We start from the raw sequence: 13,709 nt of genomic DNA, 5'->3' as shown, positions 1-13,709 counted from the left end.
GCCCGGTGGAACCGGGGTGCCCATGCCGACCCGTTCTCGCGCTACTGCGGCAGCCAACCGCCAAGCCGGTGAACCTTCTCGGTCGCAGCACTAGCGCCAGGCGATGTGGAGACCGCTGAGGTCATCCTCCGTAAGGGTGCGCGTTCCCAACTCCTTGCCCGCGCCAGCAGAGAAATAAGGGAGATGCGCCTTCCAGAGATCAGGATAGAAGTGCCGGAAGATGAAATCTATGAACCTTCCGAGGTGCATCGGCGCCGCGCATGCAACCCGACAATTCGCCGAGTTGATTGTTAAATGGGAGGCAGGGTGTCCGGTCGAGGCAGATGCGGGGTCGTAGTCAAAGCGCACAGCAGAGTGGAGGACCATTCCCGTGGGGTCGGCCTCTGCATGCATGTCGACGAGGTCGAGCAGAGGGTCCTGGAGAACCATTTCAGGGTCCAGTCGATACGGGCATGGGATATACCCGAGGCGATGCCCGGTCACCTCACCTCCTTCAATATCGTATGTGATTTGAAGGAGTGCTCCATCGCGTAGGTATGCGGAATACGCTCCGGACTGAACCCACCTGCGGTAGTCTTCGAGGCATGGGTCGCCGCGATTTACCAGGAATTGCATCCCTGGAGCGTGCGAGTGCCATGAGACTCTAGAGGCCGTGACGGATACGGGGTTAATGTAAGCCGCAACTTCCGCTTGCAGAAGGTAGTCGAGGAGATTTTGAACCTCATCCCTCATAGACCTAGTTGTCGTCATGAGGAAGATCTTCCCTCAGTCTCGCCGTCATCAGGCGAGTGCGGAGAGCTGGCGGGAGATCGTACAGGTCGATGTCCCCTCGCTCGTAGGCTTCAACGAACGCCTGAAGACCTTCCGTGGCCTTCTTGACCGTCTCTCGTTGATCTTCAGGGCGGTCGCGATTGATGTGCCGCATCTCAGCGAGTTCAGAGAGCGTGGGGATCGTAAATTCGAGCTTGAAGTTCTTGTTTCGAACCTCTTCGACTTCGTTGACAATAACGTCCATGGGGTCGCCCCAGCCTACAATGCGAACCCAAGCGCGGCTGCGGGTGATGGCAGTGAAGAGAGTGTTTCGGCGAGTTACGGCGCTATACTTGCTGGCCGCATACTGGGAATCGACTACGTACACCATCGGGGCCTCGTTCCCCTTGGCGCGGAAGATGTGCGCCAGGGCGACTGATTCCTTTTTGAAGACTTCATCCACGCTGGTGTTCACGCCAACGAGGTGTGCTCCGATGCCTTGCTTGGCGAGTTCGCTAATCAGGCGCGGAGCGCGAGACTTGGCCCGGTAAGCATCCGGAAGGACGATCAAAATATCGTCGTGCTCCAGCTCGTCCTCAGTCAGGTTCTTCTTGATTTGTTGTGCAACCCAGATGTCCTGGACTTCCTGGCTGTCGAACTTCTGCAGGACGACGGCATCCTCGACCTTAAGACGCTCGGGAAAATACGAGGGGTAACTCGTCTCGGAGCGCTCCAGTGTGACCGGTGAGCCAGGTGTCAGAGCGCCATGGACGATGTTGTAGCCGATGTCAGACCACAGCTTTGGATCGTCGAAGTGCTGTAGCAGGCCCGCTTCCCTATAAACGCCGATGCCCAGGGCGTGGGCGGTCGCGAGTGCCCACGGGGTATTCCGATAACAGACGGGAAGCACGATATCCCTTCGCGGCTCCTTAGCCTGTGTGGCCAAGCTCACGAGACTCTCGCCATTTGGGCCGGTGCCGAAGAGTTCATCCGTTTCCGGCATTGCGGACTCAGAGAGCTTCTGAAGCTCGTCGTATCCCCAAACGATTCTTTTCGGATCTTTTGTAAGGAGATAGACGAGTTGAAAGAATTCCGGTGGCAGGTCCTGCGCTTCGTCGATGAGGACAACGTCGAAGACTGGCTCAGGACTTACCTCCCGCACCACCGTAAGCAGTTCCCGGCAGACGCCCTGGAACGCGTCGTCCATCCCATAGGTTGATCGCGCGTAGTTCCAGTCGCGCGGGGTAGTTCCAGCTGCTCGTGCCATTTCGCTGTACAGGCCGGCGCGTGAGCTGGAGCCCCAGGAATGTACGATCTGGAGGAAATCATAGTCAGGGCGATCGTTGCTGTATTCGAACGTGAAGCGCTCTACGAGGTCGGTGATCTGCTGATAGAGGGCCCGCGAGTGGAAAGTTACCGCAATGCGCCATTCGGGATGCTGAGTGTGAAGATATGCGGCCTTAAGTGCCAGGACTACAGTCTTACCGGAGCCTGCCAAGCCTCGAATCCGCTGAGGCCCCTGTGGGGTTTCAATGGCAGCAGCCTTCTGCCACTGGTCAAGGTTCGCGATCCCACGCTCAATGTGCTTGAGCATGGCCCCGCGCGACGAATCATCCTGAACAGATGCCCGCTTCTTCGCGGGCTTGATCGTCGTTACGCGCTGAAGTGCGGCTTCTAGTGCGCTCCTGATGGGCTCTTCCAGCCCAGGGAGGTCGCCGACCAGCGATGCTACGTCCTTGAAGTCACAGTAGGTCCCTTGCCCATTCGACGGGCCATCCACGGGCCCTGGGAATACTGTCACGGTCTCAATATCGACAGCCAACTTCCGGCGAGACCGGAGAGCATCATGCTTGCTGAGATTACTGTCCAGGACGTTGTAGAGGCGGTCCTGCCTAGATACCTCCGCCTCCCAAGCTGCACCATCTTCGGGGATCGCATCTGCAAGAAGAAATGCCACAAGGCCGTTCGTTTTGCTTACGAGGAGTGCATCCACCTCGACACGCTCGTCGGCTGTGGCTAGCACCGGGTATCCGAGGTAGATGGTCCCCTCGTCGATCACGTCGCTCAAAACGTCAGCCAAGCGCGATGCCGTGCTTCGGTTCTTGCTTTCCCCGTACACAACCTGTAGAGGCATCGCGTCGCATCCTTCTGTCGGCCGGACTAACAGTCATACGATTCTTGCTGCTTGGCGCCGGAGCGGTCCCGCACATCCTAGTAAGCGGCCGGGACACCTGTGATGAGTGCGAGCGATTCTGGCGGGCTCATCAGCGGACGCCGGCTGGGGCTCATGATCGGCCACGACCCGGCCGGAGCGGACACCCTCGCGGTGGACGGCAAGAGCACCCGCGGCTCGCGCCACGGCGAGGTCCGCGCCGCCCATCTCCTAGCCGGGTTCACCAGCGCCGGCCTGACCGTCACTCAGCTGCGGGTCCTCGGCAAGGCGAACGAAAGGAGGAGCTCAAAGCCCCCTAATCAGCGGGCCGTGCCCGGGGGTCCGGCACCGTTCCACGTCCGCCGCCCTCGCGAGCGACCGCCACACGAGGCACCGGTTCCACCTCCAGAGGACGCGGTGCGACGGCTGGAGAAGCTCGGGTTCGCGGTCGCGGATGAAGCGCGCGGCGAGACCAGGACCGACCACGGCTGGGCCAGGTTGCTTCCGCGCCGTGGAGCGTTCTCCGCGCTACCCCGCTTCCTGATCTTGGCAGTGGACACCCTGCGGACCAGCTGAGCCGGGCTCGCCGATCATCTTCACGGTTACCGACAGTGCCGTGCTACAGAACCGATCGGTTCTGTAGCACGGCACTTGTCGTGTGGGCCGCAGTCTGCGGCTCCGCGCCCGCTACTCCTCAGCAGTGGCAGAGGGTGCGCTGTCCTCCAAGCGCTGGCGGATGCTGGCGTACCTCTCGGGCCCCCACTCGGGCGAGGCGGCCAGTTCGGCCTCCACCCAAGCGTCGATACTCGTGTTCAGTTCCTCATCGTACGTACTCATGTGACTACCCCCTGGCAACACCCCAGGTCAGGACTACCTGGTTGTGTAAGTTCATTGGCACCAGTGGCACGCCGAGTAGCCGACCGACAGCAGAACGGGTACATCGCGCCGTTTCGCTTCCTCGAACGCCTCGGGTCCCCACGGCCACCAGTCGACCGGATTGTCGGCGTGCTGAAGCAGATAAGGCGAGGTCGTACCAGCCAACCGGTTCATGAGACCCAGCCTCTCACGCCGACACGGCCCTGCCGGTCCGGCCCGCAAGCCCCCGCCCTACCTGGCCGATTTGCACTCATGCGCCATCACGTGGTGAATGCGGATCACCCCTTTTGCACCCCAGGTCGCCCTGCGGACGCTGAAGGTTCTGACCCGACCCAAAGCCGGTGCCCGACTGGAAGCGGGCAGTACGCTGAGTCGAGCAGCACCGCATCCTCGAAGGAGGTACTCCATGTCCGCCGAGATGGTGGCGCCCGCGTGGATGCACACGCAGATCAGCGCGGAGCAGTACGACTCCTGGTCCGAGGAGCAGTGCGCCGGCATCGAGATCGTGGACGGGATGGTCGTCGTGAGCCCGAGCGCCTCCAAGCGGCACAACCGGCTGGCTCGACTCCTGGCCAATGCCCTGGACGCCGCCGCGGGCCCGGACTGGAACGCTGACACGGACTTCGACGTCCGCCTGCAGGACGTTCCGCTCACCAACCGCCGCCCGGACGTCATCGTCTACCGGGCGGAGACGATCGATCTCACGCCCACCCGCCCCGAGCACGTGCTCCTGGTCGTCGAGGTCGTGTCCCCGGGGTCGGAGACCACCGACCGGATCGTGAAGGTGGACCAGTACGCCAAGGCCGGCATCCCCTTCTACTGGCGGGTCGAACAGGCCGCCACCGGCGTCCCGATCGTCTACACCTACGTCCTCGACCCCGCCACCGAGGCTTACCGGGACGGCGAGGTGTTCACCGGCACGGTGAAGACCACCGCGCCATTCCCTGTCATGGTCGACCTTGGGGCCCTGTGAGCAACGAGGAATTGCCCGCGCCCTCGGCGCCTCCGACGCACTGTGGGCTGAGACATGTCCGCAACCGGGGACCTCTGGGCATCGGCCCCCAGCTCGGCCCGAACCGGTGTTGTTTCGGCATTCCGCGTGTCCCGCGCAAGGCGTGTGCGGTCAACGCCCTTGCCGACGCCGGCGGCGTGGCTCACCTCTTCGGCCGCTGGAACGCACTGCACGAGACCCCTGTCGACTCGTGACGACGCTTGGCTTGTCGTCCGACGCGCAGAAGAGGCCTGGGTGAAGCTGAGAGAGCTTCGCATGGCACGTCAACCCCTGGAACGTACCCGATGATCACCGCACATCCGTTGCGGACCCCTGCCAGGCCCTGTGGTCGTTCAGATCCTCATCGTACGTATCCACTCGGCTGCCACCCCTGACACACCCCCAGGCCATGACCGCCTGGCCACTCACACGCCCTGCCGCCAGTGACACGCAGAGTATTCAACTGGCAGCAGAACGGGTACATCGCGCCGTTTCGCTTCCTCGAACGCCTCGGGTCCCCACAGCCACCAGTCAACAAGGCTGTCAGCGCGCTGAAGCGGATATGGCGAGGTCGCACCAGCCAACCGGTTCATGCGGGTCAGCCTCCCACAGGGTATGCCGCGAGCACCGAAACCCGCCCGAGCCCGCCACGCTCGGCCGGGTCGGGGTCCCACTGCCCCGGAACCGCCGGCTGGACCGCGGGCCATTCCGTCACGCCAGGACTCTTGGGGACGAGTGGTGCGTCGATCGCGCCGCCCGACTTCTTGTGTAAGTGACAGTATCTGAAGTACCTTGCAAAACATGCCAGATGAAGCATGGTCACCACCTCCCGTCCTACTGACAGTCGATCTCGTGATCCTGACGCTGCGGGAGAGCCGTCTGCACGTGCTCTTGGTGGAACGGGGCGAAGAACCCTTCCAGGGCGCCCTCGCGCTGCCGGGAGGATTTCTGAACCACGATGACGAGGAGATCCTCGACGCCGCCCACCGCGAGCTGAGCGAGGAAACGGCACTGACCTCCGGCTGGGTGCACCTTGAGCAACTGGCCGTGTACGGAAGTCCGGGCCGCGACCCGCGGGGACGAGTCGTCTCCGTAGCTCACCTGGCGATCGCACCGGGGCTGCCTGATCCCGTCGCGGGGACGGATGCCACCGAGGCCGCGTGGATTCCCGCGGACGCCGTCCTGTCCGGCGAGACCGCTCTCGCGTTCGACCACCGTCGCATCGCCGAAGACGGGATCGAACGCGCGCGCGCCAAGATCGAGTTCTCAGCGCTGGCTACCGCTTTCTGCGGGGAGAGCTTCACCATCGCGGAGCTCCAGCAGGTGTACGAGGCCGTCTGGGGTACTCCGCTCGACACCCGCAACTTCTATCGGAAGGTCCAGGCCGCGAAGGGATTCATCGTTCCCACCGGCGCGGACCGCAAGGCCACAGGGGGGCGGCCCGCGCGGCTGTACCGGGCCGGGCCGAACACCGTGCTGTTCCCACCGCTGATCCGACCCCACACGCCAGGGGAAGAGGAGTAGATGTCGAAAGGCCTGGTGGTGATTCTCACCGCCCTCAATCTTGAGTATCAGTCCGTGCGCGAGAGGCTGGTGGATCTTCGATTACATCTCCACAAGAGTGGTACCCGGTTCGAAGTGGGCGTCGTGAAGGGCACGTCGTGCCGTGTCGCACTCGGACTGACGAGCAAGGGAAACCAGTCCTCCGCGGTGATCGCGGAACGCGCGATCCAGGAGTTCTCGCCCGTGGCCGTGCTGTTCGTCGGAGTCGCCGGCGCCCTGTGGGATGCCACGAGGCTGGGTGACGTGGTGGTGGCGTCGCATGTGTACGCCTACCACGGCGGCACCAGCGAGGACGATGGGCTCAAAGCCCGCCCTCGGGTGTGGGAAGCGCCGCACGGCATCAGCCAGCTCGCCTCGCACCTGGCCCGTCTGGACGAGTGGGCGGATCCCCCGCCTGGTCACGAGGACCGACCGCAGGTGCGTTTCGGGGCTGTCGCCGCCGGCGAGATCGTCCATAACTCGAGGATCTCGGCCGAGGCGAAGTGGATCCGGCAGCACTACAACGATGCGCTCGCCATCGAGATGGAGGCCGCCGGTGTGGCCCAGGCCGGCCATCTCAGCGGAGCTCCCGTGGCCATCGTCCGGGGAATAAGCGACCGAGCGGACGGCACGAAGAACAGTTCGGACGACCGCAACTGGCAGCCTCGGGCCGCGGCGAACGCGGCGGCTTTCGCCGTCCGCCTGGCAGTGGAACTGGTGAACGAGCAGGGGGAGTCCGCCATACAGTCCGCAATGGCCCAGGACGACAGGGATTGTTCGGTCGAGCGATCAGACCGGGGGGTCATCAACACCGCTCACAACAGCACCGTCGGCATCATGGCCAGCTCGGTCACGGGCAGCAGTGTCCACATGGGCACGGCCCCGAAGGCATCCGGTCCGACGGACCTGGTCACGGAGCTGAACGGGTTCCGCGACCAGCTGAGGTCGCACCGCGCCGAGGGCATGCTCGACGAGGATAGTTACCAGGCGGCCCTGACCGATCTGGAATCCTCCCTCCGGTCGGCCGGAGAGCGTGCCCCTAGGGCGTCGAAGCAGACCGTCCTTGCGCTCAAGAGGCTGCGTGGACTGGTCGCGGAATGCCCCGCGCTGGTAGCCGCGTTGGCACCCCTGGTCGCTGCGGCCGGTGGCCTGGCATGAGCCGCGACGACAGTGCCGCGTACAGCCCGGATTCGTACAACTCGGCCGCGTACTCCACCGTCGGGATTCAGGCCGAGACCGTCCACGACTCCCACGTCTACATCGTCCACCCGGACGCCTCGCCGCAGGAGAAGTACCGGGTCGGCGTGCGACTCCTGGAGGACGGCGTTCCCAGTCGCGCCCGGGAAATGATCACTGATGCGATCGCCCACGGCCACGACGGCACGGAGGTGCGCTTCCATTGGGTGCTGGCCATGCTCAGCGCACGTACCCACCACGACCTGAGCGACGAAGAGGTTCAGCGGCTGCGCTACACCGCCGGGCGCGTGCGGGACTACGCCGAGGACGAGTGGACGGAAGCCCTACGCGTGACCTTCGACCTGTTGGCGGCGCTCAGCACGGCTGGCAGCGAGACCGGACCCGTGCTGAAGCAGTTGCAGGACCTGCCGCACCGCCAGCACGACGCGATCCTCCGCCACCTCGACCTCATGCTCACCGGAGGCCTGAAGGACTACCTGTGGGCGGAAACCCTTGAACGGGCCAAGGCAGAACGCTTCGCCAACGACCGGGGCCAGCGTGTCTGGACCTACTTCGCACCCACCCCCATCGGGGCACGGGCCGTTCCGCCCCGCCCGAGCACCGCTGCCGCCGCCAAGGCGGCCCTCCCCCTCCGCGCGATCCTGTTCGTTGTGAGCAGTGCGCTCCTCTGGGCCCTGGCGCTGATCACGGATCCGGCCCAGGCGATCGTCGAGTTACCGGTGGCACTCGGCGCGGGCCTGACCGCGGCCCGCTTCGGCGTCCGGTGGTGGGGCCGGTGGCCCGGGCCGGGCCTCGCGGCCGGGGCGCGCGTCCCCCACCCACGCGATCCTGCCTCCGACTCCGCACCCGGCCCGGACTCCGGGTCCGACTCCGGCCCGGACTCCGCCGAGGGTAGGTTCACCAAGCGCGTCCGCCATTCGTTCGATCACTACTTCAGCAGGCGCAGGCCCCACGGGTTCACCTCGGACGCCTGGCTCGCCCACACGGATCAGATCCGCAGCGGCCTCGCCGCCGAGATCGCGGATCTCTACCGCGAGAGCCGGATCGGTGTGGAGCGGGTCGAATGGCTGATCCGGTACCTCGCCGAGGATGCCCGGAATCGCTACAACAGCGGCACCCTGTTCGATCAGCACCACCAGGACCGAACTCCGCGCAGGACGAAGGCCCTGACCGTGGCAGCCCTCGCCGTTCTCGGCACGGCGGCTCTGGCCGCGTTCGCCACGGCGGTCACCGATGCCACCCAGCAGCAGGTTCTGTGGGCGTTCCTGGCCGTGCTCGGTGCGGCCTGGTCCGGGCACGCAGCCGCTTCCCGTTGGCTGGAGGTCCGACGTGAGGAGCACCGACTGGACCGGGAGAATCAGGAGTACCTGGAACAACTGGCCGCACGGCAGAGCGCCTACCAGCGCTGGCAGTCCTTCCTGGACGACAAGCGGCCCAGCGAACAGGAGATGGAGACTTGGCTTGCCTGCGACAAGACGTCGTTCGTCGATGAGGCGCTCCAACACCACCGGCTCACCTGGCGCGACCTGATCACTCACACCATCCTGGTGGCCCCGGCTCCCTCCTACAAGCGGGGCCGGGTCCGCGCCGGCCCGTGGCGGTACTCGCACTACGTCTTCCGTCTGTTCCTGTTCACCCAGGACGGCATCCGCGAGATCAGCTCCGAGTTCGACTTCTCCGACGCGACGCGCAAGAACGAGCAGCGGAACAACTACGGGTTCGACGCCCTGACCTCCGTGCAGGTGACGGAGAACGCCGACGTCGGCTACGACCTGGAGCTTCTCCTCGCCAACGGACCAGCCAGGAAGATCCGCGTCAAGGACGCCGAAGCCCGTCAGCTGGCGCCGACCGAGAATCCCCAGGAAATCTCCGAGATCAGCCTCAGCGCGGCCGGCTCCACCCACACCTTCCGCCTCCTGGAGGGGATAGCGGCGGACGGGAAGCGCTGGATCGAACGGCACGGCCCCGACAGCCTGGCGCCCTTCCAGATCGCCGGCTGACTGAACTCAAGCAGAGGAGCACCTGTGACCTGCATGGACGACGTCACCGAGAGCAAGGTCCTGCTTGCCGAGTACGACCGTCTCAAGGAGGAACAGAAAACCCGCATAGGGTTTCGCGACAACCTGCTCTACTTCACGCTCGCCGCAGCCACCGCGGTCGTGGCGATCACCGCCCAGAGCGGACAGCCCCGGCTGCTGCTCTTCGTTCCGGCGATCTGTCTGATCCTGGGCTGGACCTACCTGGCCAACGACGAGAAAATCTCGGCGATCGGCGACTATGTCCGCGACCGGCTGGGACCCCGCCTGGGGGAGCTCACCTCCGCCGACGGCACGGTGTTCGGCTGGGAGGTCTACCACCGCGACGTCGCGGGCCACACCGTGCGCAAACGGCTTCAGAGCGCAGTGGACCTGTTCACGTACCTGGTCCTTCCCATGGTCTGCACGACCGCGTTCTGGTGCTCTCCCGTCGTTCAGCCCCTGCTCCTGCTCGCGTCTCTCGGACAGACGCTCGCCCTGGCCGTACTGGGCTTGCAGTTCCTGCGCCGTACGGAGCGGTAGCACCACAGGCCTCGACAGGAACGCGTACGGCACCCCCCGGCCGCGGGGCGCGAGTCGAACTCCGTCGTAGAGTCAGCAGGCGTCCGACTCGGGCTCGTGTTGCATCGCCTCCTCTCCCCATTGCCACCAGTCCACAGGTTTGAAGGCGTGTTGGAGGAGATAGGGCGACTGGGAGTTTGCCAGTCGGTTCATGCCTCCATCGTTGCACGACGAAGATCGCGCCGCGTGATCACCTGTGCACGAAGTACGGCCGCCGGCGGGCTGCTGCTCTTTCGACTCCCATGTGCTCTGCTCCTCGCGCTCTCCCCATGGCTGCCTCGGCTGTCTGCCTGGCCTTCTCTGCCATTCCGCAGTGATAGCCGCATGAGGCCGACGCACGACGGAGCCAGAGCTGCTGTCCGATGCGGCTCGCAATTCAGATATGTACGGCCAGGAAGTCACAGCGCTCGTCGAAGGGCGGGTCGGAGAGCGATCGACAGGTCGAGTCAATCAGGACTGGCCTGGCCTCGGGACGAATCATGCGTCAATGCCTCGCCCCTCCTCCGGCATGCCGTGGAGGGTGCGATGATACGCAAGCGCCTGCCTGTCGATCCGGTGTTCCGGGGTCTCTCGGAGCACTCCGAGCACCGCGCTGTCCGCCCGGCTCACGACCGTGAGGTCGTCGTTGATGACCAACATTCCCGCGTCCATGAGCACATGACAATTGGGGCACAGACACAGCAGGTTACCGATCGCGTCTGCGCCTCCGTGAGGACTCCCCAACGAGCGGATGTGCGCGGCTTCGGCGTAGGCGCGTCCAGCCCTCAGCTGAAGACGGACGCCGCAGACCTGGCACGTGAAGTCGTGGATCTGTTTGACGAGGTTGGCGACAGCCGTACTGCGGACAACGCGTTGAACCGAGAGGGGCGATCGCATACCACCGACCAGGCCCGGCCCCTCGGCCTCGTCGAGTTGCGCGAGGTTCGCCACACCCTGCTCGGCAGGCGCCATCCGGACGAGGCGGAATCGCCATACGCGCCATCCGTTCGTCCCTTGCTCGGACCAGTAATCCTCAACCGTGTACAGCCCGTCGTAACGATATGCCTGGAGACCGGAGGGGTCTGTGATCCGGCGTACCACGCGGACGGGGGTACGAGCGGATGCGCTTGTCGCCAGTGCGGCATTGCCGCGAGTGAGTTGCTGATCACCCGTTGCTGCCCCCTCACCGGTATAGGTGATGACGTCACCGTGGTCCTCGTCGCTGAAGTTCTCGCCGCCGAGAACAACCGACTCCGCCCCGAACTTCTCGCTGCCTGAGATACCGGCCATCAGCTGCCGATGGACACCGGCTCGGACCAAGGCTCTCCGATCAGCGAAACGACGTCCGGGCAGAACTCCTGGCACGAGACCGAACCCGTTGAAGGAAGGCGGCATGTCTCGGGCCGGCTCCGACTGACCGCCGGGCAGCGCCGTAGCCAATTCCTTCACCCTGGCACGCTCCTCCTTGCGTGCCGCACGCGCCCGGAACAGGACTTCTCGGAGCCTCTCCGTTCGCTGGGCCTCATGCACGACCGACTCGTCCGCCTCGTCCGCGGCCCCGATCACAGAAGCCAGTCCGATGAGGATCTGGTCAAATCGTTCCGGCGTTGGGAGCGTCCTTCCGTCTAGGTAAGAGTCCAAGGTGCGAGCGCTCACCTCACAGCGCCGCGCCACCGCTTCCGTGGCGGGGTTGCCGCACACATCCCAGAACGCGCGCAGTTGATCGGCGAAGTCGGCCTCTTCCGGTGTGCGGCGTGGAGTAGCGACTCCCATCAGACGCGATCGCTCCGCCACGGCTTCTTCGGCTACACGCCGTCGCTCGCGCCACTGATCCCGCTCCGCCACGGCACCATCAGCCCACGCGTCGACGATCAGATCCAGCGTCTGCACACTCGGCAGGCGGTTACCACTCAACGCCGCATAGACCGCCGTCCTCGACGCGCCGAGCATCACGACCGCATCGACAGTTCCGCCCGCCCTCTCCCTCAGTTCGCGAAGGGAACGGGCGAAAGCCGCCAGAGGCCCGTCACCCCTTACAGGAAGAGCTCTGGACACACTCTCACCGTGACATGCATCACACTATCGCCTTCCTAGGGAGTGATTTAGATCACACTCCAACTGCCTACACCCATTCTGAGCTGCGAATATTTCACAGCATATCAATCCCGCGATATTTTCTGCGGACCATGCGGCTCGGAAGATCTGCAATCGTTGCGTCGACGGCTGAGTCGTGCGCCGCAACGAGCGACGGCTCCCTGCGCCAACAGGAAGCCGCCTTCTACTCGCAGTCCCCTTCTATCGACACGGAGAACTACATGTCTGAGGGTACGGGGAATACCCTGTCCCACGAAGCGAGCCAGGGCGTGGATGAAATCTCGACCACAGAACCATCACGACGCCCCTCCCGCTGGCTGGCCCCTGCCAGCCTGGCGGCGACCGGCGGAGGCACCCTTGCCGCCGGACTCCAGGGCGATATGACCGTCGCCGCGATGTCGGCGGCCCCAAGCCTGCTCCTGGGGTCGTTCTTCTTCCTCGGGGTGGTCTGTCCCGCAGTCTGGTCACGGAAGCCGCAGCGCCAGAGGGCAGCCCTCACCGTGATGACTTCTCTACTCGGAGCAGCTCGACTCCGGAACGCGACCCGAAGCCGAGGTTCGACCGGCTAGCCCGCAGCACCTCTCCGAAGAGGGCGAAGTCGGGACGCCTATGCAGAGCGACCCGCCCGTTCGCCGAGGTTCTCCGAATGAGTGCCGTCGCCTCAGCTCCGAAGCAATCCGGCGCCGAGGCGGCGGCAGGGCGACCGCTCCATGCCGTCTCTCTTGCGACTGCACCGAAGAAGCATGCGAGCACCTATCTTCTCGCAGTGTAATAGAACTTGTCCTACACTCTGTGCATGAAACCGCCCCGTGCCGGGACCACCGAGAACATCTCCGTGTCCATGCCCGCCGAGCTGGTCAACGAGCTCCGCTGCCGAACCGGCCGCCGCGGGCTGTCCAGCTACATCACCGAAGCCGTCCGGCACCAGCTCGCCATGGACGGCCTCGCCGAGATCGTCGCGGCCCACGAGGAAGAGCACGGCGCGCTCACGGAGCAGGAGATCGAAGCCGCTCGTCGCGAGCTGTTCGGAGACGTGACCGCCGAGGATGTCGAGCGGGGCGCCGCGTGAAGGAGCAGCCGGCCCGCTCGCTGGTGCTCGACTCCGAGGCGCTCTCTCTGCTCCTGCGCAACGACCGCAGTATGGCGGCACGCATCGAGGCGTCGCGGCAGGCCGGGGTTCCCGTCCTCGTGTCCGCGCTGACCATTGTTGAAGCCGTGCACGGGAAGACCGATCTGGCGCGCTTGAAGTGGGTGCTCTCCCGGCTGCGGGTGGAACCGGTCAGCAAGGAGGACTCCCTGACCGCGGTGGGGCTGCTTCAGGACGCAGGCGGGCTGCACGGGCACAAGTACGCCATCGACGCTCTCGTCGCCGCGCTCGCGCTACGCGTCCCGACCCCCGTGATCGTCCTGACCTCCGACCGGGACGACTGGTCGAAACTCTGCGGGAAGCGCGTGATCATCAGAGAGGTGTGAGCACCGCCGACTACTGGGTTCGCAAGTCCACTGGCACCAGTGGCAGTAGCCGCTCCGT

The 13,709-nt window shown here is 64.9% G+C and carries 13 protein-coding genes and 2 pseudogenes; 8 read left to right on the top strand and 7 right to left on the bottom strand.

All coding sequences use genetic code 11. The features are described 5' to 3' along the window. Positions 1-90: 90 nt before the first annotated feature. On the bottom strand, positions 91-732 hold the full coding sequence (locus R4Z63_RS20370) for a DUF2290 domain-containing protein (protein WP_491522633.1): 642 nt from the start codon (positions 730-732) through the stop codon (positions 91-93). A gap of 4 nt (positions 733-736) precedes the next feature. Further along, positions 737-2,809 carry a DEAD/DEAH box helicase gene (locus tag R4Z63_RS20365; RefSeq protein ID WP_384450840.1) on the bottom strand — a complete coding sequence of 691 codons (2,073 nt, stop codon included), beginning with the start codon at positions 2,807-2,809 and terminating at the stop codon, positions 737-739. A 177-nt stretch (positions 2,810-2,986) separates the two neighbouring features. Here R4Z63_RS20365 and R4Z63_RS20360 point away from each other — a divergent pair, with 177 nt between their 5' ends. Next, positions 2,987-3,478 carry a hypothetical protein gene (locus tag R4Z63_RS20360; RefSeq protein WP_384450710.1) on the top strand — a complete coding sequence of 164 codons (492 nt, stop codon included), beginning with the start codon at positions 2,987-2,989 and terminating at the stop codon, positions 3,476-3,478. A 111-nt stretch (positions 3,479-3,589) separates the two neighbouring features. On the opposite strand, the gene R4Z63_RS20355 is transcribed toward R4Z63_RS20360, so the two are convergent. Further along, entirely contained in the window at positions 3,590-3,739 is a 150-nt protein-coding gene (locus R4Z63_RS20355) for a hypothetical protein (RefSeq protein ID WP_384450707.1), read from the bottom strand. 57 nt (positions 3,740-3,796) lie between these two features. Then, positions 3,797-3,952, bottom strand: a pseudogene (locus R4Z63_RS20350) (DUF255 domain-containing protein); the annotation flags it as partial. Between the two features lie 232 nt (positions 3,953-4,184). On the opposite strand from R4Z63_RS20350, the gene R4Z63_RS20345 reads away from it, so the two are divergent. Beyond that, complete coding sequence (locus R4Z63_RS20345) at positions 4,185-4,751, top strand: Uma2 family endonuclease (protein ID WP_384450704.1); 567 nt, start codon at positions 4,185-4,187, stop codon at positions 4,749-4,751. A 458-nt stretch (positions 4,752-5,209) separates the two neighbouring features. Here R4Z63_RS20345 and R4Z63_RS20340 read toward each other — a convergent pair. After that, a pseudogene (locus R4Z63_RS20340) lies at positions 5,210-5,362 on the bottom strand (DUF255 domain-containing protein); the annotation flags it as partial. Positions 5,363-5,570: 208 nt separating this feature from the next. Here R4Z63_RS20340 and R4Z63_RS20335 point away from each other — a divergent pair. From R4Z63_RS20335 to R4Z63_RS20320, 4 genes are read left to right on the top strand one after another with little or no spacing between them, the layout of a single operon-like run. Next, on the top strand, positions 5,571-6,293 hold the full coding sequence (locus tag R4Z63_RS20335) for an NUDIX hydrolase (RefSeq protein ID WP_384450701.1): 723 nt from the start codon (positions 5,571-5,573) through the stop codon (positions 6,291-6,293). Further along, positions 6,294-7,469, top strand: a complete 1,176-nt coding sequence (locus tag R4Z63_RS20330; protein WP_384450698.1) for a 5'-methylthioadenosine/S-adenosylhomocysteine nucleosidase family protein — start codon at positions 6,294-6,296, stop codon at positions 7,467-7,469. It begins immediately after the preceding gene. Further along, positions 7,466-9,508: a hypothetical protein gene (locus R4Z63_RS20325; RefSeq protein WP_384450695.1), complete on the top strand. Its 2,043-nt coding sequence runs from the start codon at positions 7,466-7,468 to the stop codon at positions 9,506-9,508. The genes R4Z63_RS20330 and R4Z63_RS20325 overlap by 4 nt, the downstream gene beginning before the upstream one ends. 33 nt (positions 9,509-9,541) lie before the next feature. Then, the gene (locus tag R4Z63_RS20320; RefSeq protein WP_384450692.1) at positions 9,542-10,066 is read left to right on the top strand and encodes a hypothetical protein; all 525 of its coding nucleotides are present in this window, start codon (positions 9,542-9,544) and stop codon (positions 10,064-10,066) included. A gap of 72 nt (positions 10,067-10,138) precedes the next feature. Here R4Z63_RS20320 and R4Z63_RS20315 read toward each other — a convergent pair whose 3' ends face one another. Further along, complete coding sequence (locus R4Z63_RS20315; RefSeq protein WP_384450689.1) at positions 10,139-10,258, bottom strand: DUF255 domain-containing protein; 120 nt, start codon at positions 10,256-10,258, stop codon at positions 10,139-10,141. A gap of 324 nt (positions 10,259-10,582) precedes the next feature. After that, complete coding sequence (locus tag R4Z63_RS20310; RefSeq protein ID WP_384450837.1) at positions 10,583-12,034, bottom strand: YDG/SRA domain-containing protein; 1,452 nt, start codon at positions 12,032-12,034, stop codon at positions 10,583-10,585. Between the two features lie 940 nt (positions 12,035-12,974). On the opposite strand from R4Z63_RS20310, the gene R4Z63_RS20305 reads away from it, so the two are divergent. Then, positions 12,975-13,247, top strand: a complete 273-nt coding sequence (locus R4Z63_RS20305; RefSeq protein WP_384450686.1) for a hypothetical protein — start codon at positions 12,975-12,977, stop codon at positions 13,245-13,247. After that, positions 13,244-13,651: a type II toxin-antitoxin system VapC family toxin gene (locus tag R4Z63_RS20300; protein ID WP_384450683.1), complete on the top strand. Its 408-nt coding sequence runs from the start codon at positions 13,244-13,246 to the stop codon at positions 13,649-13,651. The genes R4Z63_RS20305 and R4Z63_RS20300 overlap by 4 nt, the downstream gene beginning before the upstream one ends. Positions 13,652-13,709: the final 58 nt, after the last annotated feature.

The organism is Streptomyces sp. PL-29 (assembly GCF_058344425.1).
Note: the sequence above shows the minus strand (reverse complement) of the source record. Positions and strands in the feature narration are given on the sequence as shown.

What these genes read in the sequence shown, in the direction of transcription:
- R4Z63_RS20345 (WP_384450704.1), top strand. Translation starts at nt 4,185, where the DNA reads ATGTCCGCCGAGATGGTGGCGCCCGCGTGGATGCACACGCAGATCAGC.
- R4Z63_RS20360 (WP_384450710.1), top strand. Translation starts at nt 2,987, where the DNA reads ATGAGTGCGAGCGATTCTGGCGGGCTCATCAGCGGACGCCGGCTGGGG.
- R4Z63_RS20315 (WP_384450689.1), bottom strand. Translation starts at nt 10,258, where the DNA reads ATGAACCGACTGGCAAACTCCCAGTCGCCCTATCTCCTCCAACACGCC.
- R4Z63_RS20355 (WP_384450707.1), bottom strand. Translation starts at nt 3,739, where the DNA reads ATGAGTACGTACGATGAGGAACTGAACACGAGTATCGACGCTTGGGTG.
- R4Z63_RS20310 (WP_384450837.1), bottom strand. Translation starts at nt 12,034, where the DNA reads ATGCTCGGCGCGTCGAGGACGGCGGTCTATGCGGCGTTGAGTGGTAAC.
- R4Z63_RS20320 (WP_384450692.1), top strand. Translation starts at nt 9,542, where the DNA reads ATGGACGACGTCACCGAGAGCAAGGTCCTGCTTGCCGAGTACGACCGT.
- R4Z63_RS20305 (WP_384450686.1), top strand. Translation starts at nt 12,975, where the DNA reads ATGAAACCGCCCCGTGCCGGGACCACCGAGAACATCTCCGTGTCCATG.
- R4Z63_RS20325 (WP_384450695.1), top strand. Translation starts at nt 7,466, where the DNA reads ATGAGCCGCGACGACAGTGCCGCGTACAGCCCGGATTCGTACAACTCG.
- R4Z63_RS20370 (WP_491522633.1), bottom strand. Translation starts at nt 732, where the DNA reads ATGAGGGATGAGGTTCAAAATCTCCTCGACTACCTTCTGCAAGCGGAA.
- R4Z63_RS20330 (WP_384450698.1), top strand. Translation starts at nt 6,294, where the DNA reads ATGTCGAAAGGCCTGGTGGTGATTCTCACCGCCCTCAATCTTGAGTAT.
- R4Z63_RS20335 (WP_384450701.1), top strand. Translation starts at nt 5,571, where the DNA reads ATGCCAGATGAAGCATGGTCACCACCTCCCGTCCTACTGACAGTCGAT.